Source organism: Nostoc sp. DSM 114167, from assembly GCF_052692655.1.
This window is the reverse complement of record NZ_CP195116.1, coordinates 8,158,082-8,179,037: the sequence shown is the minus strand read 5'-3', so window position 1 is coordinate 8,179,037 and position 20,956 is coordinate 8,158,082. Positions and strand designations below refer to the sequence as shown.

The 20,956-nt window shown below is 41.9% G+C and carries 21 protein-coding genes; 16 read left to right on the top strand and 5 right to left on the bottom strand.

Features of this window, described 5'->3' with window-relative positions; translation table 11 throughout:
• Positions 1-75 precede the first annotated feature (75 nt).
• The 4 genes from NSTC731_RS34565 (at position 76) to NSTC731_RS34550 (ending at position 4,802) form a co-directional block, all read left to right on the top strand.
• On the top strand, positions 76-516 hold the full coding sequence (locus tag NSTC731_RS34565) for a hypothetical protein (RefSeq protein ID WP_445628877.1): 441 nt from the start codon (positions 76-78) through the stop codon (positions 514-516).
• Positions 517-585: 69 nt separating this feature from the next.
• Entirely contained in the window at positions 586-3,741 is a 3,156-nt protein-coding gene (locus NSTC731_RS34560) for a HEAT repeat domain-containing protein (RefSeq protein WP_445632243.1), read from the top strand.
• A gap of 254 nt (positions 3,742-3,995) precedes the next feature.
• A complete protein-coding gene (locus tag NSTC731_RS34555; protein ID WP_445628876.1) occupies positions 3,996-4,568 on the top strand; it encodes a Uma2 family endonuclease in 573 nt (190 codons plus the stop codon).
• 105 nt (positions 4,569-4,673) lie between these two features.
• Positions 4,674-4,802: a hypothetical protein gene (locus NSTC731_RS34550; protein ID WP_445628875.1), complete on the top strand. Its 129-nt coding sequence runs from the start codon at positions 4,674-4,676 to the stop codon at positions 4,800-4,802.
• A 141-nt stretch (positions 4,803-4,943) separates the two neighbouring features.
• Here the strand turns inward: NSTC731_RS34550 and NSTC731_RS34545 are convergent, their stop codons facing one another.
• Positions 4,944-5,228 carry a DUF427 domain-containing protein gene (locus NSTC731_RS34545; protein ID WP_322713705.1) on the bottom strand — a complete coding sequence of 95 codons (285 nt, stop codon included), beginning with the start codon at positions 5,226-5,228 and terminating at the stop codon, positions 4,944-4,946.
• Between the two features lie 572 nt (positions 5,229-5,800).
• Here NSTC731_RS34545 and NSTC731_RS34540 point away from each other — a divergent pair.
• The 9 genes from NSTC731_RS34540 (at position 5,801) to NSTC731_RS34500 (ending at position 12,747) form a co-directional block, all read left to right on the top strand.
• Positions 5,801-6,022 (top strand): hypothetical protein, encoded by a 222-nt coding sequence (locus NSTC731_RS34540; RefSeq protein WP_445628874.1) that lies wholly within the window; start codon positions 5,801-5,803, stop codon positions 6,020-6,022.
• 258 nt (positions 6,023-6,280) lie between these two features.
• On the top strand, positions 6,281-6,679 hold the full coding sequence (locus tag NSTC731_RS34535) for a hypothetical protein (protein WP_445628873.1): 399 nt from the start codon (positions 6,281-6,283) through the stop codon (positions 6,677-6,679).
• Between the two features lie 375 nt (positions 6,680-7,054).
• Positions 7,055-8,287 (top strand): damage-control phosphatase ARMT1 family protein, encoded by a 1,233-nt coding sequence (locus NSTC731_RS34530; protein WP_445628872.1) that lies wholly within the window; start codon positions 7,055-7,057, stop codon positions 8,285-8,287.
• A 127-nt stretch (positions 8,288-8,414) separates the two neighbouring features.
• Positions 8,415-8,630 carry a hypothetical protein gene (locus NSTC731_RS34525; protein ID WP_445628871.1) on the top strand — a complete coding sequence of 72 codons (216 nt, stop codon included), beginning with the start codon at positions 8,415-8,417 and terminating at the stop codon, positions 8,628-8,630.
• Between the two features lie 7 nt (positions 8,631-8,637).
• Complete coding sequence (locus NSTC731_RS34520; protein WP_322672214.1) at positions 8,638-9,063, top strand: type II toxin-antitoxin system VapC family toxin; 426 nt, start codon at positions 8,638-8,640, stop codon at positions 9,061-9,063.
• A 187-nt stretch (positions 9,064-9,250) separates the two neighbouring features.
• On the top strand, positions 9,251-10,819 hold the full coding sequence (locus NSTC731_RS34515; protein ID WP_445628870.1) for a metallophosphoesterase family protein: 1,569 nt from the start codon (positions 9,251-9,253) through the stop codon (positions 10,817-10,819).
• 156 nt (positions 10,820-10,975) lie between these two features.
• Entirely contained in the window at positions 10,976-11,734 is a 759-nt protein-coding gene (locus NSTC731_RS34510; RefSeq protein ID WP_445628869.1) for a YebC/PmpR family DNA-binding transcriptional regulator, read from the top strand.
• Positions 11,735-11,934: 200 nt separating this feature from the next.
• Positions 11,935-12,126, top strand: coding sequence for a hypothetical protein (locus NSTC731_RS34505; RefSeq protein WP_445628868.1), 192 nt, complete (start codon positions 11,935-11,937; stop codon positions 12,124-12,126).
• Between the two features lie 219 nt (positions 12,127-12,345).
• Positions 12,346-12,747, top strand: a complete 402-nt coding sequence (locus tag NSTC731_RS34500) for a nuclear transport factor 2 family protein (RefSeq protein WP_445628867.1) — start codon at positions 12,346-12,348, stop codon at positions 12,745-12,747.
• A gap of 84 nt (positions 12,748-12,831) precedes the next feature.
• On the opposite strand, the gene NSTC731_RS34495 is transcribed toward NSTC731_RS34500, so the two are convergent.
• Positions 12,832-13,143, bottom strand: coding sequence for an RNA recognition motif domain-containing protein (locus NSTC731_RS34495; RefSeq protein WP_322672219.1), 312 nt, complete (start codon positions 13,141-13,143; stop codon positions 12,832-12,834).
• A 626-nt stretch (positions 13,144-13,769) separates the two neighbouring features.
• On the opposite strand from NSTC731_RS34495, the gene NSTC731_RS34490 reads away from it, so the two are divergent.
• Positions 13,770-15,215 (top strand): efflux RND transporter periplasmic adaptor subunit, encoded by a 1,446-nt coding sequence (locus tag NSTC731_RS34490; protein WP_445628866.1) that lies wholly within the window; start codon positions 13,770-13,772, stop codon positions 15,213-15,215.
• A gap of 75 nt (positions 15,216-15,290) precedes the next feature.
• Complete coding sequence (locus NSTC731_RS34485; protein WP_445628865.1) at positions 15,291-18,599, top strand: efflux RND transporter permease subunit; 3,309 nt, start codon at positions 15,291-15,293, stop codon at positions 18,597-18,599.
• Between the two features lie 7 nt (positions 18,600-18,606).
• Here the strand turns inward: NSTC731_RS34485 and NSTC731_RS34480 are convergent, their stop codons facing one another.
• Positions 18,607-18,747, bottom strand: coding sequence for a hypothetical protein (locus NSTC731_RS34480; RefSeq protein ID WP_445628864.1), 141 nt, complete (start codon positions 18,745-18,747; stop codon positions 18,607-18,609).
• A gap of 14 nt (positions 18,748-18,761) precedes the next feature.
• Between NSTC731_RS34480 and NSTC731_RS34475 the strand changes: the two genes are divergently transcribed.
• The gene (locus NSTC731_RS34475) at positions 18,762-19,235 is read left to right on the top strand and encodes a GNAT family N-acetyltransferase (RefSeq protein ID WP_445628863.1); all 474 of its coding nucleotides are present in this window, start codon (positions 18,762-18,764) and stop codon (positions 19,233-19,235) included.
• 42 nt (positions 19,236-19,277) lie between these two features.
• Here NSTC731_RS34475 and NSTC731_RS34470 read toward each other — a convergent pair whose 3' ends face one another.
• A complete protein-coding gene (locus NSTC731_RS34470; protein WP_445628862.1) occupies positions 19,278-19,754 on the bottom strand; it encodes an NAD(P)H-quinone oxidoreductase subunit N in 477 nt (158 codons plus the stop codon).
• A gap of 867 nt (positions 19,755-20,621) precedes the next feature.
• On the bottom strand, positions 20,622-20,813 hold the full coding sequence (locus tag NSTC731_RS34465; RefSeq protein WP_445628861.1) for a hypothetical protein: 192 nt from the start codon (positions 20,811-20,813) through the stop codon (positions 20,622-20,624).
• Between the last annotated feature and the right edge of the window lie 143 nt (positions 20,814-20,956).

Genomic DNA, 20,956 nt, shown 5'->3' with positions numbered 1-20,956 from the left:
CATCGCCTAGCTTTTGCGTCATAATATTTGTGTAAATTGAAATAAATATACGTAAACTCAATTTGTAGTGAATTTATGGTAACTGTAACACTGACAGCTGTTGCTACCGCAATCGCAACTACACTTTGGACTAAAGCACAGGAGAAAATTGGCGAAAACATTGGTGATGCTACATGGACGCTAGGTGGTAAGTTAATAAGATTACTCCGCCAGAAAAATAAATCGCCATTACTCACTAGCGCTGTTGAGGGAAATGAACCGCAGCGATTAGATTATGGTCAAGCAGTGCTGGAACTGAAAGCAGCAGCAGACGCAGACCCAGAAATTGCTCAAGCTGTTGTAGAAGTGGAAGCAGCAGCAAAAGCCGAACCAAAACTCACTCAAAAAATTCAAGAAATCGAAAATACCCTCAAGTCTCAACAGCCAACTATTCAAAATCTGACGCAGCTAGCAGAAAAAATTGGGGTTGTAAATCAAGGACAAATAAATAACCAAACTAATAACTTCACAATTTGACTACAGTCGTCTCAAGGGGAGGATGGGACAAAGTTAACTCCCGATGACTGGCGTGAAGTCTGCCGTGAAATACTCGCAGAACGGCGAAAGCTGACTACAAATCCTCTGACATCAACTGAGGGAGTAACCCTGCAAGTTGATGATGTTTACGTACCACTGGGATTACTTGAGCGCAAAAAACCATCCAAGCCTCAAGGTGATATTTCTCCAGAACAGGGTTCAGAACTGTACAAGGAGACAGAAATCACCAAAACATTTGAGCATGATGTTTTTCTTGAAGAAGTTCTCAAACAGAAGAACACGCCTAAAAGTCAAGGTAAGCGAATTGCAATCATTGGCGAACCAGGCGCGGGAAAGACAACACTTTTACAGCAGATTGCTGATTGGGTATCTTGTGAGATTCACCAGTCGATTGTGATTTGGGTATCTTTAGCAGATTTGCGAGAAAAGGAACTAAAATCTTATCTTTTCGAGAGTTGGTTAACTCAGATTGCCGAAAAAACAGGTAAAGCTGAACCCACTGAGCAACTAAAGAATGATTTTGTTGCTCTATTTAATCAAAATAATGTCTGGCTGCTGTTAGATGGGTTAGATGAAATGTTCGCATCTTCAGGTAATCCTCTCACAGAAATTGCACGACAATTCCGTGAAGTCAGGTTAATTTCTCAAGCGCGAATTGTGCTGACCTGTCGAGTTAATCTGTGGGATGGCAGCACTAATGTACTTGATGATTTTGATACCTATCGCAGTTTAGATTTTTCTTATCCACAACAGGTAGAGAGATTTATTCATAAATGGTTTACTGCTAATTCAGAAAAGGGGGAGCAGTTATGTACTGCGTTGAAAGAATCAGGTAAGGAACGAATTCAGGATTTAGTGAAAAATCCTTTGCGGTTGACGCTGCTGTGTTTGAATTGGCAATCAGGAGATGGCAAGTTACCAAATACTCAAGCGGGACTCTATCAGCAATTTGTCGATGACTTCTACAAGTGGAAAAAAGATGAATTTGCGACAAACTCTGACCAGCGTCAGCAACTCAATGTCAAATTAGGCGAATTAGCTAAAGCAGCAATAGACAAAGAAGCAACCCGTTTTCGCTTGCGAGAGGATTTTGTTAGTCAGTTTTTAGGAGATGCTGATGATGAAAAGTCGCTGCTAAAATTGGCACTAAATCGCGGCTGGTTGAACTGTGTCGGGATAGATCCGAACAGAAAACTTGTTTACGCTTTCTTTCATGCTTCATTTCAAGAGTACTTTGCTGCTATAGCAATTGATGACTGGCATTTCTTTCTCAACCACGTTCCTAAAAATCCCAGTCAAGGAACTTATCGCATCTTTGAATCGCAATGGAGGCAAACAATATTACTTTGGCTAGGGCGAGAAGAAAACCTCAAGCAGCAAAAACAAGAGTTTATCGATGCTTTAGTAAACTTTAAAGACGGGTGTACTGACTGGAATAGCGAAGATGTAGATAAAAGATTTTATGAATATTGCGCCTATTTTTTAGCAACCGCAGGAATTGCAGAGTTTAGAGGTTATTCTAAAGCCGATAAAATAGTAGCACAAATTGTCAAGTGGGGCTTTGGTTATTTCAACACCAAAAAACAAAACTGGACAAAATTTCCTAATCTAATTCAAGAGGGAGCTAGGTCAGCACTGCAACAAACAGACCGCATAAAAGCGATCGCCGCCTTGGTGCAACTGCTGCAATCAACTATTGTCGATGACGAAACCCGTAGGCGCGCAGCAGAAAGCTTAGAGAAAATCGGCACTGGCAATGAAATTGCGATCGCCGCCTTGGTGCAACTACTGCAATCAACTACTGTGGATGACGAAACCCGTAGGCGCGCAGCAGAAAGCTTAGAGAAAATCGGCACTGGCAATGAAATTGCGATCGCCGCCTTGGTGCAACTACTGCAATCAACTACTGTGGATGACGAAACCCGTTTGCAGGCAGCAGAAAGCTTAGAGAAAATCGACCCTGGCAATGAAATTGCGATCGCCGCCTTGGTGCAACTGCTGCAATCAACTACTGTGGATGACAAAAACCGTAGGTGGGTAGCATATAGCTTAGAGAAAATCGGCACTGGCAATGAAATTACGATCGCCGCCTTGGTGCAACTGCTGCAATCAACTACTGTGGATGACGAAACCCGTAGGCTGGCAGCATCAAGCTTAGAGAAAATCGACCCTGGCAATGAAATTGCGATCGCCGCCTTGGTGCAACTGCTACAATCAACTACTGTGGATGACGAAACCCGTAGGCTGGCAGCATCAAGCTTAGAGAAAATCGACCCTGGCAATGAAATTGTGATCGCCGCCTTGGTACAACTGCTGCAATCAACTACTGTGGATGACGAAACCCGTAGGCTGGCAGCAGAAAGCTTAGAGAAAATCGACCCTGGCAATGAAATTGTGATCGCCACCTTAGTGCAACTGCTGCAATCAACTACTGTGAATTACTCCACCCGTTGGCAGGCAGTATCAAGCTTAGAGAAAATTGGCACTGGCAATGAAATTGCGATCGCCGCCTTAATGCAACTGCTGCAATCAACTACTGTGAATTACTCCATCTGTAGGCAGGCAGCATCAAGCTTAAAGAAAATCGGCACTGGCAGTGAAATTGCAATCGCCGCCTTGGTGCAACTGCTGCAATCAACTACTGTGGATGACGACACCCGTTTGCATGCAGCATCAAGCTTAGGGGAAATCGACCCTGGCAATAAAATTGTGATCGTCGCCTTGGTGCAACTGCTGCAATCAAATACTGTGGATAAATTCACCCGTTTGCAGGCAGCAGAAAGCTTAGAGAAAATCGACCCTGGCAATAAAATTGTGATCGTCGCCTTGGTGCAACTGCTGCAATCAAATACTGTGGATAAATTCACCCGTTTGCAGGCAGCAGAAAGCTTAGAGAAAATCGACCCTGGCAATAAAATTGTGATCGTCGCCTTGGTACAACTGTTGCAATCAAATAATGTACATGACAACACCCGTAGGCTGGCAGCATTAAACTTAGGGGAGATTATACAGGATAATCAGCATCGCATTACGGTAGTTAAAGCTTTAAGTAGTTATTGGCGATTGGATGATGCCAACTACGATTTAGCCTGGAAATGCGCCCAGAATATGCCTTACCCCGATTTCTATCGAGCTTGGCATCAGCATAATGTTGCAACTCGTGCGATGCGAAGCTTAAAGAAAATCCTCTTCAGAAGAATTTGAGCAATTTTGCAGCAGCAACGTTACAAATGAAGTTCCCGTGGTAACTACAGCTTGTCCATTTGTTACCAACACAACCTGTTTGGTTACGAATGCAAATCCCTTAGTAACGAAAACTTATGCGTTCGTTACCAACACAACCTGTTTGGTTACGAATGCTTATCCATTTGTGGCAAATGCTTATGCGATCGTTACCATCCTAAAATCCAAGGACAGAAAATGCTAAGATTCCAATCAAATATGGCATTTGCACAGCTATGACACCCACGCTGCACAAATCAATCTCCTTAGCAGAGTTCCTCAAACTGCCAGAAACAGAACCTGCTAGTGAATTTATCGATGGTCGTATCTACCAGAAACCAATGCCACAAGGCAAACATTCCCGGCTACAACTAAAACTTTGTAACGCAATTAGCCAAATTGCTGAAGAACAAGAAATTGCCTTGGCTTTTCCAGAATTACGCTGTACCTTTGGTGGACGTTCGATTGTACCAGACGTGAGTGTATTTGCTTGGGAACGCATTCCCTTTGATGCTAATGGTGAAATTGAAAATACCTTTGGAATTTATCCTGATTGGACAATTGAAATTCTTTCATCAGAACAGAATACAACCAAGGTAATTATAAATATTCTTCACTGTCTAAAACACGGCACTCGATTGGGGTGGTTAATAGATCCAGATGAACGCTTGATATTAGTATTTTTGCCAGGACAACAACCTATAGAGATGACTGGAGATGAAGTATTGCCTGTACCTGAATTTTTACAACTGAATTTAACAGTTACGCAGGTTTTTGCATGGCTAAAACCAACCAAAATTAATTCATGAAGATTTAACGCTGCGGATGTTACACTTTCTGGGCTTGCGATCGCTGCTGGTAATATTAATTCAAGAGCAGCAGGCAACATAACTATCAACTCTGGTACTTTGATATTGAAACCTGGTGCTATTATATCGAAACCAGTACCCGAACCAAATGCGATCGCTGGTACTATACTTGCTAGTAGTCTGCCTTGGCTGGCGAAGACAAAGCAAGCAGTATTTAGCAAGGCTAAGGTCTAATTACATATTAGAATAAATTCGCAAATAGTTTAAATACGAAGCCCGCTCAGATTTCTCTCTGCGCGGGCTAAGTATTTTATGGGCAATTAGCCGGACGTAATATTAATGTCCCTGCAACTAAAATACTTCCAGGAACCTTTATTAAGCCTCAACCTTTACGCCCTTCCAGAATGCGACATAACCTTCAATATTCTTAGCTTTCTCCTTAGCGCTGGGATAATACCAAGCAGCATCTTTGTTGACTTGTCCATCAACTTCGATACTGTAGTAACTGGCAACACCTTTCCAAGGACAAGTAGTGTGGGTGTTACTTTCAGTAAAATACTGCTTGTTAATGGCGTCAACAGGGAAATAATGGTTGCCCTCCACAACTACGGTATTATCACTCTCGGCTAAAGTAGCTCCATTCCAAATTGCTTTCGGCATAAATGACTTTGTAAATAAACTATACATATAACATTTTGACACTATCAGCTTATTTGTAGTGAATTTCTGGAACCTATGACGCTGCCAAAATAGTTCAGAAGTCATGAAGAGGCGATGAATTACAAGATTTTCCCCTAAATATTAATTGCAATCACTTTTATTTATCAATTTGAAAATTAAAAGCATTTGCTTACATCATAAAGATTTTCTAGCATATTGCTATGGAAAGTTTATTAGCCCAAACAAAGTCATATTTCGGTTGCTCGCCTTGAGCAACAAATATCTAAATATGTAAGCGATGCCTGCGGTGAGCTACGCTAACGCACTTAGATAAATGCTTGTCAGCTAAAGATTTTATTTAGCATTTATTTGCATTTTTTAAGTTCTGATTAAACTTTCTTTCGATGTTCAATTTCTCCCATTTGAGTTAATTTGACTAACCTGTTTGGATAATTAAAAAATCAATTCTCCAGATGAACCGATCCGAAAAACTTGAGATTAATAAAATGGTGGACTCTATTACTAAAGAATACTAATTGCAACTACATTTTGTTCTAATTGAGGATAACTCTATGAAATTCACAAACTCCTTTAATTCTGCACATATTATTGCTTGGATTAATTCTATGCCTAAAATCACTTGCTTTCATCAAGCTAAGAATCACAATAGTCCATCAATAAACACAGCCGTCAACTCTGAAACTTATCCTAGATATTCTACGAGTGCCAATTATCTCAAACCCTTTGATACTGCTTTTATTGCTTATTACATGATGGGTTTTGGTAATTTTTAATGAGCTAAGTTATTTCTGGTCTTTTGAGGTGTAACTTATATCATTTTGTAAATTACAGTTTTTTCCAAAACACTCCATTCTTACACTATACCAATTCTCTTAAAAGCTTAGTGTTCAAAGTTTTCGGCAATTGTTTAACTCAACTTTGTGAGTAATAAATGAACAAACCTGATGACTTAATCATAAGAGCTTGACATTGCTAAATAAGAAGACTCTATTACTTGAGAATACTAATTAACCTCTACCGAGGATCAAATCATGAAATTCACAACTTTGCTCAATTCTGCACTGATCGTTGCTTTTATGGCTTTTATGCCTGGAATTGCTGGCGCTCAAACAGTTAATACTAATAATGGTGGTGGACAAATAAATACAGATGTCAATAATACTTTAGGCAAAAATCCTACAGATACTCAATATCTGCAACCCTTTAATCTTGCCTTTCTCGCTTATCAAGGTTATTTAAAAAAGCAGGGTATTCCTAGTTATGGCACTTTGTTATTCAAATACCAAACCGGATACTTGACTGGGAAAGATGTGGTTCAAGCTGCTATTAGGGCTAATAAGTTACCAGCGGAAGTTTTGAACGATGAAATGTATGTCAACGCAGTTGAGTTACAGATGAAATCATTTGGCGATACTAATGATTCACAATAGACAATTTAGGAGTGTTGAAATCAATCTCCGCATTTACCTATAATTTTAGACACGATAAATCGCCGTCTCTACAATAGACTTTTTGCATAAGTCGGGAAAAGAGGAAGGGGAAAGGGAAAAGGTTCTGTATTGTCCCCTTCCCCTTTAACCTTTACCCTTTTCTCAAGAGTGCAAAAAGCACTTTTGTAAGAGGTCTAATAATCAGTCTTTGGTCTTGACGGTGATTTATCGCGTCTGGGATAATACTTTTGTGACTTTGTTGAATACTTTGTTTGCAGCTATTGGTCGATTTATTGCGCTTTTGCGTTGATTAGGTTTGAAATAAAGTTGCACACAGCGTTAGAATAACTGAAAATATAAGGAAAATCAAAGTTTGTGGCGAATATATCCCACATCCCCAAATTACCGATACCACCGTCTCTTTTGGGGTCAGAAGTTGGTTCTTTTACTGAGTTTACAGTTACTCAACGAATGCCTGCGATCGCTCGCAGAGTTATTACTGAAAATAATTTCTCGTCTGAAATTAATACCAGCTTAGAAAATCTGGCAAGAGAACTACCAGCAGGATATGTGCAACCTCTTTTAAATAAGACTGCTGTAGATTTTTCAGCCTGGAATACATATTTAGAATTATACAAAGGTCAGCGTTGGCTAGATGTTCCTTGGTTTTTTGCCGAAACTTATTTTTTTCGGTTGATTCTAGAAATTACTAATTATTTTCGCCCTGGTGTCTGGCAAGGTATCGATCCATTTGAGTTACAAAAGTCTCAAAGTTTAGAAGCATCACTGGATTCGATTATTCAACTGTGCCATCGGGCTAACGATTGGTTAGATAATTCTCAACTGAAGGGAGAATCAAATCAAACAGCTTTAATAGCGCTGTTATATTTTGCTTTGTGGGGAAATCGAGTTGACTTGAGTTTATGGTCAGCATCCGAGAGCGATCGCAGTCGTTTTGATATTCAAACCCAACTAGCTCATATCTTAGTAAATGATGCCTCCCAAGTCACGAAATTGTTAACCAACTCTCAAGGAGGACGGATTGATTTTGTTGTAGACAATGCTGGTTTTGAACTTGTTTGTGATTTATGTTTAGTAGATTTTTTATTAAGTAGCGGATTGGCTAATCGGATTTACTTACACTTAAAGCCACATCCGACTTTTGTATCTGATGCCATGATTAAGGATGTACATGATACAATAAATTTTTTAGCCGCTATTGGAAATCAACAACTTACATCCTTTACTCAAAGACTGGAAGACAATATTGCATCCCGGCGTTTAGTACTATCTGAAGATTACTTTTGGACATCGCCTTTAGCCTTTTGGGAAATACCCAACTCCCTCAAAAATGAGTTAGCCAATGCGAGTTTGGTTATGGTCAAAGGAGATGCCAATTATCGCCGATTATTAGGCGATCGCCATTGGGAATTTACTACTGACATTGCAGATATAGTCTGCTACCTACCCGTGCCAATGGTAGCTCTACGCACCCTAAAATCAGAAGTAGCAGTTGGTTTAAAGCCAGAAGTTATTGAGAAAGTAGCAAAATCTGACTCTTCTTGGTTAACAAATGGACAGTGGGGTGTGATTCAGTTAGTAGTTTAGGCAATTTTTGAAAAATCGAGATAATTTGTAAAACAAGTATACGTATCTTCACTACTTATGGGGTCGTCTACCCTACCCGTATCGCTACAACCAGCTTAGGATAGACTAGAAGAACTTTCTAAGGAAAATGGTAGAAAAAATCACAGCTGTGTTTAATGGCAAAGTGTTCTATCCAGCTGAACCGGTCGCACTGCCAATTAATACCCACGTGCGAATCAGTATTGAAATTTTACCGCCCAGCGAACATGAAACGGTATCATTTTTGCAAACGGCGCGATCGCTCAACCTCGAAGGACCGCCTGATTGGTCTGCCAATATAGATAAATATTTGTACAGTAAATAAACTTTTCATGCATTCTGAAGTCTTTCTTGATACATCATTTGCCATTGCCTTATCAGCACCAAGCGATCGCTTGCATGACCGAGCCTTACATCTGGCTAAAATGTTACAAGCAGCAGAAACTCGTTTGGTGACAACACAGGCGGTGATGTTGGAAATTGGCAATGCCTTATCCCAACAACCTTATCGTCAGGCAGCAATCATATTATTAAATTCTCTAGTAGCAGACTCCAAAGTAGAAATTGTCCCCCTTTCTCAAGAACTTTACGAACGCGCTTTCCAGCTATATCGCGAACAAACAGAGAAAGAATGGGGATTTGTCGATTGCGTATCTTTTATTGTTATGCAATATAGCGGCATCACTGAAGCACTAACTGCCGATGAGCATTTTCAACAAGCAGGCTTTCGAGCATTATTGCGAGAAAATTTACCTTAAAGATTTAGGAATTGGACACGAGGCATTAATTATTCACAAATGACAAATGACAAATACTTCGACTTCTCTTCGAGACGCTACGCGAACGCTCAGTACAAGTGACAAATGACAAATGACAAATGACAAATGACAATTAAATATTTCGTTACAATCGGTGTGTGCGTTAGGCATTCAAGAGTTATCAGCCATGAAATTGATTTCCGATCCACCGATTCCTGTGAAAATTCAAAAGATGAAGGAACGGGTGCGGTGGATGCATCCAAGTTTTGTGCAACGGGGAATTGACCAAACCAGTTTAGTTATTGACGATCAGAGGCAAGATAATCCAGAATTTTCCTTTATGGTTATCGGCGATTCCGGTACTAAATCTCATTCTCGACACCATCCCCAACGAAAAGTTGCCGAACTGATGCTGACTCACCGCGATGATTGCAGCTTTGTGTTGCACACTGGCGATGTCATCTATGTGGTGGGTTCCCAAGAATATTATTCAACAAACTTTATTGAGCCTTACCGGGAATTTCTTGTCGATGGTGACAACCCGAAAAGCATTCCTTATGACCGCATGGTGTTTAATCTGCCGTTCTTGCCAGTCCTTGGTAATCACGATTACTACGATGTGCCGTTGATGTATCGTTTATTTACTGGCACAACATCGTCACTGCGTCGCCTGTTCCGCTACAAAGACATCGAGATTGGCTGGCATGGATCGTATCAAGGTAATGCTTATGCACGAGCATTTATGGACTACACCCAGGCGATGTCTCCACAAGAATTAGCACACCATTTAGATTGGCACTACACCGCAAAGACCGACACAGGGCGCTGTTTGCGTTATCAGCCTGGACAATTTACCCGTTTACCCAATCGCTATTACACCTTTCGTTACGGCGGGATTGACTTTTTTGCACTCGATTCTAATACCTTTAATACACCATCACCATTACCTGCAACTCAAGAGGGAGAAATTTACCGTCGGGAATTACAAAAGCGTCGCCAGGAAATCGATCGAGAAGAATTAGAGATTTTGAAGATATGCGATCGCCTCAACCCAGATAAACCCGCCGAAGCGGAACAACTCGATGACCTTAGTGCCAAATTAGACCAAATCAACGAAATCAAAATTGATATTGAAAAACAACTAGCATCTCATCAAATGCCTGCGATCGATTTTGAACAACTTGAATGGTTGCGAAGCAGACTAATCGAATCTTGGAATAACTCAGAGGTGCGCGGACGTGTAATTTTTTTCCACCATCCTCCCTACGTCACAGAAGCTACCAAGTGGAATCAAGCACAAACCTTGGCGGTTCGCCACCGTTTGCGCTGGGTGTTTGAACAAGTAGCAGAAACTCTTGGTACTCTAATTAAAGAACGTCCCATAGTCGATTTGATTTTAAACGGTCACGCTCACTGTTTAGAGCATCTTTGCACAACTGACACCGGATTTGCTGATTCTCACATTAACTGTATTATCTCTGGTGGGAGCGGTCATCGTCCCCGCTATCAACGGCGAGAAGGGACTGAATTGATGGAAATTTTTGCTGAAATTCCAGGTAAACCCACTCGGAAAGTTGCGGATTCAACGTTATTTGTCGGCCGTCATAACTACAATTTCCAGAACCGACTGCCTTATTCATGTGTGCGGATTGATGTTCTGGATGGTAGCCCGCCCAAGTTTATCATCAGACCGTTGATTACTGAACGGGTTGAACAAGAGTGGCATAACACGGAACTGGAACCTTTTGCGATCTAAACGGGATGCGAAGTAATTGAACTACACATTTTTCATCCCACTTGAAAATCAAATCTCAGCGCTGCATCTTAGCAAACTTTTACCAAATGCACCTTTGCATTGAGATAAAAGCTAGGTATATCCTAATCTTGAATAGAGTTACGATCGTCGCAAATTATGGCAGGACATAGTAAATGGGCAAATATTAAGCGCCAGAAAGCGTTAGTAGATGCAAAAAAGGGAAAAACCTTCACTCAGTTATCCAGGGCGATTATCGTTGCGGCTAGAAGCGGCGTACCAGATCCGGCGCTGAATTTTCAACTCCGAACAGCAGTTGACAAGGCTAAGGCTGCAAGTATTCCCAATGATAATATTGAACGAGCGATCGCTAAAGGTGCAGGCACTTTTGGCGGCGATAGCGCTACTTTTGAAGCGATTCGCTACGAAGGTTATGGCCCTGGTGGTGTAGCGATTTTAATCGAAGCCCTCACAGATAATCGCAATCGCACTGCTGCTGACTTGCGTGTAGCTTTTAGTAAAAATGGTGGCAATCTTGGTGAAACAGGTTGCGTTAGCTGGATGTTTGAACAAAAAGGCGTTTGTGTGGTGCAGGGTGTAGTTGACGAAGAACAGCTTTTAGAAGCATCCCTCGAAGGCGGTGCCCAGTCTTATGAGATGACTGAAGATGAGATGGTTGAGGTGTTTACTGATATTGGAAATTTAGAAATTCTTAGTCAGACACTCAAAAATCAAGGCTTTAAGGTAACTGATGCCGAATTGCGCTGGATTCCTAGTAATAGTGTAGAAGTTACCGATCCCGATCGGGCGCGATCGCTTTTCAAGTTAATTGATACTCTAGAAGGTTTGGATGACGTGCAAAATGTCACAGCTAACTTTGACATAGCAGAAGAATTGATGGCTATCAGCATTTCTTAATCAAAATTACAGTTATTTGGTTTATGTAACAAATATTACACTTATATAGAAGTGCTAGCAACTATTCTTAGCACAGTATTGCACTTAAGTCTTATATCTACGGATGTAAAAATAGACATGAAAGATTCATATCAATTACAAACTTATGACATACCTCTATTGGATAGTGAGATTGTTCATTACCTGATGAGGATTTTCAAGTGAATAAATTCGCTAAAGCTTTACTTTTGGCTCTGGTATTTGCTGCTCCTGTAACCGTATTTGCGGCTCAAGCTCAAGCTAAAGAAGTCCGTGTTGCTAGCGTAAAAAGTGCTAAAGTTCATCACAAGACACATCACAAGACACATCACAAGCGTCATGCTAAAAACCTAACTCATAAAACTCACGCATAAATAGTTACTATTAGTCGTAAAAGTTTCTAGTAGCTCTGTAATAAAGTTTAGTGTTGGTTTATCTGAAAAATAATTGTATTATTTAACCCCGCTGAAATCCCTACCAATCAGCGGGGTTTTTATTAACTTGCTCATGAGGACGCGCTCGTATAAAAATCAAAGTTCAAAGCGATCGCCTAATCATATCTACCACTATCCAATTTAGTCTTCAAAACATATATGAAAGCAGACTATTTAGAAGAATCGCTTTTTCGTGAGTTGGAGGAGCGTTTGCTTCAACCCGATGTCCGAAAATCAGCGAAAGATATCATGGATTTACTTGCTGATGAGTTCATTGAATTCGGAAGCTCAGGGCGTGTTTTTAATAAACAGCAAATTATCAAGAGCTTGCAGAATGAATCCATCCAACCTCTGACTCAAAGATTGATAACAGAATTCAAAACATTAGTTTTAGCAACAGGGGTTGTTTTAGTAACTTATCGTATAGTCAGACATATATCTGGCAAACAACCTGTTCATTCGTTGCGAAGTTCCATCTGGAAATTAAACAACGATCGATGGAAAATGATCTTTCATCAAGGCACTTTGGTTAGAGAATCATCAGTGCAGTATGATAAGTAATTGCTTGAAATTATTTAGAGTCCAAGTTTTGCATAAAAAAGGCTCAAGCATTCCTGCCTGAGCCTTTTCTAAATTCAATTAAGCTTAGTAGCGGTTGTTGCTACGGTTGTAGCCGCCGCCACCACGGTTCCCAAAGGAACCACCACTTCTGTCTTCCTTGGGCTTGGCTTTATTTACTTTGAGGTCGCGACCAAGCCATTCAGCACCATCAAGAGCTTCAATAGCTTTCGCTTCTTCATCTTCTGAACTCATTTCCACGAAAGCAAAGCCGCGTAAACGACCTGTTTCACGGTCAGTGGGTAATTGAACGCGCTTTACAGCACCATATTCTGCAAATACAGCACTCAGCGCATCTTGTGTAACATCATAGGAGAGGTTACCAACGTAAATTGACATCAAATGTCTCCAAAATCATAAGTTTGTAGAGATTTAGATTTCGGAGAGAAGTCTGTAATACCAAAAGGAAAAAGCCTGTCAATACTAAAAACAAACACTGTCGCCGAATTAATTCTCATTTCACTTGCCATGATGACATAGCAACCAACTTTCTGGGTAAAAGTTTGAAAAACTGTTATAAAAAGTTATATAAGCGGTTAATAGCTAGATGCTGGCTAGTCTAAAAACGGGTGAGGCTAAGTAAACCGCACCCACGAAATTACTACATTAAATCTAGTTATGTCAGCCTAAGTTTAGTTACTTAATACTGCCCAGATTAAAAGTAGGGGTGTGAAAGTCCCGTATCTTCAGTCAATACAAGTCTTCTACTAAGGGCAGATTGCAAGAAATTTAAAAATATTTATACTGAGTTAAGAATTGCATCGTCAGCTAAAAAGCGGGCGACTCAATTTAATGAGTTAAAGTGGTGAGAAATTTTTTTCAATAAAAAGTAATTTTTGATACAAAATTCTGCAAGAAGATAGCCAATTGACTCTCGCCGCTTTTCACTATTGATAATGTCTCAAAATTACTTGGTAATGCATGGCTGTTTAACCCAAAAAGCTCACCAAATACAAGAAAAATAAATGATTTTGGACAGAAATAAGCCGCACAAGCAGGCGAAATCACCTTTGGCAGCCGCTAACCAGGTAATTAATACCCAGTTAAATTCAGTTATGAAGACTGATGTGGCTGTTGCAGATGTAAAAAATAGTTTTGACACAAAGGTGTCTTCCCCTTTTGCATCCAAATTATTGATTCCCTGTCTGCTGGGCATAGGACTGCTGAGTGCGAATTGTGGAGCGCTACCCAAGGAAGAAGCGGCTGACGCACAATCTCAGAGTCCTGGTAGCGGACAACGTGGTGGTGCAACGGCTGTAGATGCAGCGATCGCTCGAACTGATACGCTACAAACACAACCAGAATACACAGGTAATACAACACCCTTCCGAATTGTGTCACTGCGATCGCAAGTAGAAGCTCGGTTGTTGGCTTTGAACCTTGATGTCGGCGATGCAGTAAAGCTTAAGCAAAACGTCGGGCGGTTAGATGATGCCATACTTTCGACCGAATTAAAGCAAGCAGAAGCAGAGCTAGCAGCCCTCAAATCAGAAGTAGCCAGGGCAACCAATCAGGTAAGCAATGCTCGTGCAGACGTTGAACGGGCGCGCCTAGAAGTAGTACAAGCTCAAGCAGACTCAGAGCGGCAGCAGAGGTTGTTCAAAGCTGGAGCGATCGCAGAACAAACTGCCCAGCAGGCGCGTACCCAGGCACAAACAGCCGCCCAGGCACTCCGGGCAGCCCAAGAACAAGTTCGCACAGAACAGCAAGCCGTTGCTGCCGCCCAAGGTAGAGTACTTGCTCAACAGGCATTGGTTGCCCAAACCAAAGAGCGCAGGTCTTATACTCGGCTGGTATCTCCGATCGCTGGCGTAGTCACAGAAAAGGTGACAGAACCAGGCAACCTACTGCAAGCAGGTAACGAAGTCTTGAAAATTGGCGACTTTAACCGTGTCAAAGTCGTCGTCCAAGTTTCCGAATTAGAACTGGCACAAATTCAAGTTGGGCAATCTGTACAAGTCCGTTTAGATGCCTTCCCCAAAGAAACATTAATTGGCAAAGTTACCCGCATTTCCCCTGCTGCCGACGCCACAGCTCGCTTGATACCTGTAGAAGTAGTGATTCCCAACACTCAAGGTAAGATTGGTAGCGGACTACTGGCGCGAGTCAATTTTCAAAACCAGACTCAACAGCGGGTAGTAGTACCGCAAACAGCAATTCAAAAACAAGCAGGGGCAGCAAAGGCAGCACAGAAAGAGCAAGAAAACTCGTCGGGGACGCTATTTGTGGTGAAAGACACAGATGGTAAGACGAAAGTAGCGACGCGTGCTGTAACTTTAGGACAAAAGGCTGATGGCAAAGTGGAAATTTTATCCGGCTTGCAAGCGGGAGAGCGCTATGTTGTTCGTAGTGGTAAGCCGTTAAAAGAAGGTGACACTGTAAGTCTTTCAATTCTTTCAGAAAAGCAATAGTAGGGTGAGCAATAACCACCATTCCAAAGAAAAAAGTACTCAGTAGTCAGCACTTAGCACTTATCACTTAGTATCATGCAACAGGCAAATAATAATAGTGGCAATAGCGGATTTAGCCTGAGTGCGATCGCTATCCGCCAACACATTGGCACACTCATGCTCACCGTGGCAGTAATTGTCATTGGGGTATTTTTTCTCACAACGATCCAAGTCGATCTCCTACCATCAATTACCTATCCACGGATTGGCGTTCGCCTAGAAGCCCCTGGTATTTCACCAGAAGTAGCAGTAGATGAAATCACCAGACCCTTAGAAGAAGCTTTAAGGGCAACTGAGAATGTAGTGCAAGTTTTTTCCCGCACCCGTGAAGGACAAGTCAGCCTCGATTTATACTTCCAACCAGGGGGCGATATTGACCAAGCCCTAAACGATGCAACTGCTGCTTTTAATCGAAATCGAGGACAACTACCAGATACGATAGAGGAGCCGCGCTTATTCAAAGTCGATCCTTCTCAATTGCCGGTTTATGAATTGGCGCTGACATCTGCCTCGTTACAAGGGAAAGATTTACGCGTATTTGCTGATGAAGAGTTAACGCGTGAACTCAGTGTCGTGCCGGGAGTTGCTTCGGTTGATGTATCTGGTGGCGCAGAAGAAGAAGTACGAGTGCTTGTTGACTTAAACCGATTGCAAGCTTTGGGTGTCGGGTTAAATGATGTCTTAGATGAATTAACAGCCCGTAACCAAGACACTTCTGGCGGTCGGATTCTGGGGCAAAATTCCGAGCCACTGACTCGGACTGTAGGACGCTTCCAAAATGCCAAGGAAATTGAAAACCTTTCCTTGGAAGTTTCTTCTCCTGCTACTGCTAATACCAGTAATAGCAGTAATACCACTACCACTACTACCCCTACACCTTCCCGCCGCGTTTATTTACGAGACTTTGCAGAGGTAATTGATGATACAGAAGAACAGCGAGTATTTGTTTATCTGAATCGTCAGCCTGCGGTGAAATTTTCAGTCCAAAAGCAGCCAGAGGCCAACACGATCGCAGTTGTAGATGCTGTTAAGCGGCGAATTGAACAATTACGACAATCAGGTTTAATTCCAGCAGACATGACTTTGAGTCCCACCACAGATGAATCTGTCTTCATCCGCAATTCTTTAAATGATGTAATCTTTTCTGGGATTTCTGGGGCATTGCTAGCAGCAGCAGCAGTATTGTTATTTTTGGGATCGTTCAGGCAAACATTTATTATCAGTTTGACGATTCCGCTATGTACTCTGGCGGCGATCGCTTTAATGAAAATCTTTGGCTTGACTTTGAATGTATTCAGTTTGGCAGGTCTGACATTAGGAGTCGGTCAAGCAATTGATACATCGGTTGTAATCTTGGAGAACATTTCCGAAAAAGCGGGGATGACTCCCAATCAGAAGGAGATGGAGGCAGGGGAGCGGGGGAGCAGAGGAGCAGAGGAGAAGGGGAGAAATTCCAAATTCTTTATTGACAGTGCGACTACTGCTTCTCAAGAAGTAGAATCTGCTTTAGTTGCTGCTACAGGTGCCAATTTAGTTTCTGTAGTGCCATTCCTCTTAATTGGCGGCTTTATTGCACTGCTATTTAATGAACTGATTCTGACAATTAGCTTCGCAGTCGCAGCATCTCTTGTGGTTGCGATTACAGTAGTGCCGATGCTGTCTTCTCGACTTTTGGGAATCCGCTGGTCTAGTCGGATTAGTGAATTTTGGCTGCTTAGACAGTTTAATCACCGATTTGAAGATGCGACGCGGGGATACAGTAACTTCTTAACCAAGGTCTTACGCTATCGCCTTTTCGTAGTAACTGCTGCTTTGGTAATTTTAGGCGGCAGTAGCTTCTTCATGTTTGGTCAAATTCCCCAAGAAATTTTACCCCGCATCAGTACCGGACAAGCTACCTTGAGAGCGCAGTTTCCTCCCGGCACACCTTTAGCAACTTCTGAAAAAGTTATGCAAATTGTCGATGACATTTTGCTCAAACAACCAGAAACCGAATCTGCTTTCACAACTGTGGGTGGTAATTTATTTGGCAGCAGTACTACAGAAAATCCTTTACGTGCCAGCAGTACCATCAATCTAAAACCAGGCACAGATGTCGAAGCTTTCGTCAAAAAAGTAACTCAGGAATTTAATAAACTCAACTTAGCAGGAATTCTGTTGCGCCTCAATCCTGGTCAGGTGCGGGGTTTAATCTTGAGTAATTCTCCAGTGCAAGGGTCAGAAGTTGACGTGATTCTGCAAGGTGAGAATGAAGAAAACTTAACGCAAGCAGGCGCTCAAGTGCTGCAAGCATTACAAGAAAGAGCAAAATTAGCAACATTTCGACCAGATGCCGACCCCCGACAACCGGAAATCCAAATTCGCCCCGACTGGGAAAGGGTTTCAGCTTTAGGGTTGAACGCCGGACAAATTGGTGCAACAGTTCAAACAGCAATTGAAGGTTCAGTTCCCACACAAATTCAACGCGGTAATCGTTTAGTTGATGTGCGGGTGCAGCTAAATAAAGAAGCGATTCAGCGTCCTTCCCAGCTAGAACAATTACCGCTATTTACAGAAAACAATCAATTAATCCGGCTTTCAGATGTGGCAAACATTCAAGAAGGTCAAGCGCCTGGTGAGGTGCAACGGATTAATCAGCGCCAAGCTTTTATTGTCGCCGGAAATCTCAGTGAGGGAGCTAGTCTTGGTGAAGCGATCGCAGAAGTCAATCAAGTACTCAAGGATGTAGACTTACCTGATGGTGTTTCCATTGTGCCTAGTTCTGCCCAAGAAACTAATCAACAACTTCAGGATGCTTTAAAAACTTTGGGGGCGTTGGCAACGTTCTTAATCTTTGTAGTCATGGCGGTACAATACAATTCGCTAATTGACCCATTGGTAATTATGTTCACCGTACCACTAGCGTTAGCTGGGGGAATTTTTGGACTTTACATTACCCAAACTGCAATTGGCGCAACTGTAATTGTTGGTGTCGTCCTGCTGGTGGGAATTGTGGTGAATGCAGGGATTTTAATGGTGGAACTGGCGAATCAAATTCGGGAAGAAGAAGGTTGTACTCGCCAAATTGCGATCGTCAAAGCTGCTCCTCAACGCTTGCGCCCAATTATCATGACCACAGTCACCACTATCTTGGGACTGTTTCCTTTGGCATTGGGCATTGGTGAAGGTTCTGAATTTTTGCAGCCTTTAGGAATTGTAGTTTTCTTTGGGATGGCGATCGCAACAATGCTGACACTATTTATCATCCCCTGTTTTTATGTTCTGCTGCACGATTTGCTTGGTGGAAATTGGGCGAAGCCAGTGTTAATCCGATTGCGTGGATTTACGAAAAAACTTATTAGCTAATGAGCATTTAAGTTGCACATAGCGCAATACCGATTTTACTGGCGATCGCGATCGCTGTTTTTTCTAGGTGGTTATAAATAGAGAACCGTTTGCCATAATCTCTCAACCTTATAACCATTTCATACCAAGTTGTGATAAATAGTATCATTTGCTTGAAAGCTTATGCCGATCCGCCCCGCCACAATCACTGATGTACCCGCAGTTTTACCAATGGTTGCCAAAATTTGTGCTTTGCATGAGTCTTGGGATTCTGCCAAGTATGGTTTTCTACCGCATCCAGAACAGCGTTATGAGCAATGGTTGACGCGTTTGGCAAATAGCGATCGCAGTGTATTTCTAGTATCCGAAAATGAAGGGCAAATTGTAGCTTTTCTAGTGGCAACAGTTGAGCGAGAAATACCAATTTATCGGTTACAGGAATTTGCTTTTATTCATGATATCTGGGTCGAGGCGGAATATCGCCAAAACGGAATTGCGCGGCAGATGGTGATGCTAAGTATTGAACGCTTTCATCAGATGGGCGTCAAGCAAATTCGTCTAGATACAGCAATTGCTAACGAGGCTTCACGGCGGTTATTTGCATCTTGTGGTTTTCGATTCAGCATTATTGAAATGCTGATTGAATTGAGTCATTAGTCATTAGTTATGAGCAAATGACTAATGACTAATGACAAAGGACTAACTAGCTAACAGAGTTTTTTCTAGAGAAGTCCAACGGAAAGAGCGATCGCCACCCCTCTCAATGATTATTCTCACTCGTGGTTCTAGTTGAGGCAAATTCGTCAAATACTCAAGTTCTTGATTTGAAAGAATATGCCCTTCAATAATCCACAAGACCAGCCCCTTAGACTTTGGTGGTAGCTGTTCTAGATGAGAATTGAGAATTGGGGGTAAATAGTACACATGACCCACTGCGGCACCGCTACCAGTGCTTTTTTTTCCAAGATGAGGAGGTCTGACTCCATGAATTCTTGTGAGATACGCAGCTAAATCACCCAGTCCTTTAGCAGTAATGTGGAGGGTAGTATAGCCAGCTGCCCGTAGTCGGCGCTGATATCGACCTTCATAACCCCCTTCTAGAGGTACATACACTCCCAAAGCGCCAAACTTTTCCAGATCGCGGATTAAACCGTTGCCAGTGGTAATTAGTGCCATAGATTTTCGTATTATCCCACTTAGATATCTCTATTATTTACCCTGAACCGATAGATTAAAAGCATTTTTTTGGGGTATTGGGCATTGGGATTAGGGGAGAGGTGACAGGTGATAGGTGATAGGTGATAATCTGTACCCTGTATCCCAATACTTGTCGGATTTTGGGGAAAAGGGGAAGGTTAAAGGGGAAAGAAAAAACCTTTAACCTTTACCCTTTAACCTTTTCCCAAAACCCAATTCCGAGTTAAAAATGCATAAAGTGAGCAGTATTGCCCTGTACCCTATTCCCTGTAACCTGTAACCTATTCCCTACTCCCTTACTTATTCCCCACTCCCTAAAAAGGTTAAAGGGGAAAGAAAAAACCTTTAACCTTTACCCTTTAACCTTTTCCCAAAACCCAATTCCGAGTTAAAAATGCACAAAGTGAGCAGTATTGCCCTGTACCCTATTCCCTGTAACCTGTACCCTATTCCCTGCTCCCTTGCTTCTTCCCCACTCCCTAAAAATAACTCTATAAATTACTGGACAAACATAAATAAATAATTTATATTATTAGATTGTGACCAAAAAGGCAAATTAGGTCAACTTTTTACTGTCATTCTGAGGTAGTGCTAACATCAAAAACTGATGACTGAATCCAAATTGGATAATCTAGCTCAGAGCGATCGTAGACTGGTAAACTAAGAAAGCTTTCAGGTCAACATTAGAGCTTATGAAAGAATAACTAAAGTTAATCCTAAGCTCCAACGTAGATTTACTCCTGTGCCTCCAAAAAAGCAGGCAAAAGCTTAAACAATAGTTTAAGGTGTTTAAGGAAGTAAAAACTGAGCAGCAATGTTGGTTTCATGGCATTACGTCAGTCTCAGTTAACGGATACTGGGCGGTAATAACCGCTTAAGTCCAACTGCAACACGGCAGTAGCCAATCTCTAAGAAGCCGCCATATAAGGCGTGTACAAATCGGGAAACCTGCCGACAGCGCTGCCTCCAGAAAGTGCCAAAGCAATTGCTTGGACGAAAGCATTGCTGCACACAGCTGAAAGCTGTAGCGCCTTGCATTGATTCCAGAAGTTACTCCTTCCAAACGGGAAGAGACTTGTGGCTGTTCTAGCGATCTAGTGAGTGAAGCTAAACAGATTCACCAAGCAGTACGGACACGGTTTGTTGTGTCCGAAAGCATTTGGAACGGTTTATTGAAACCA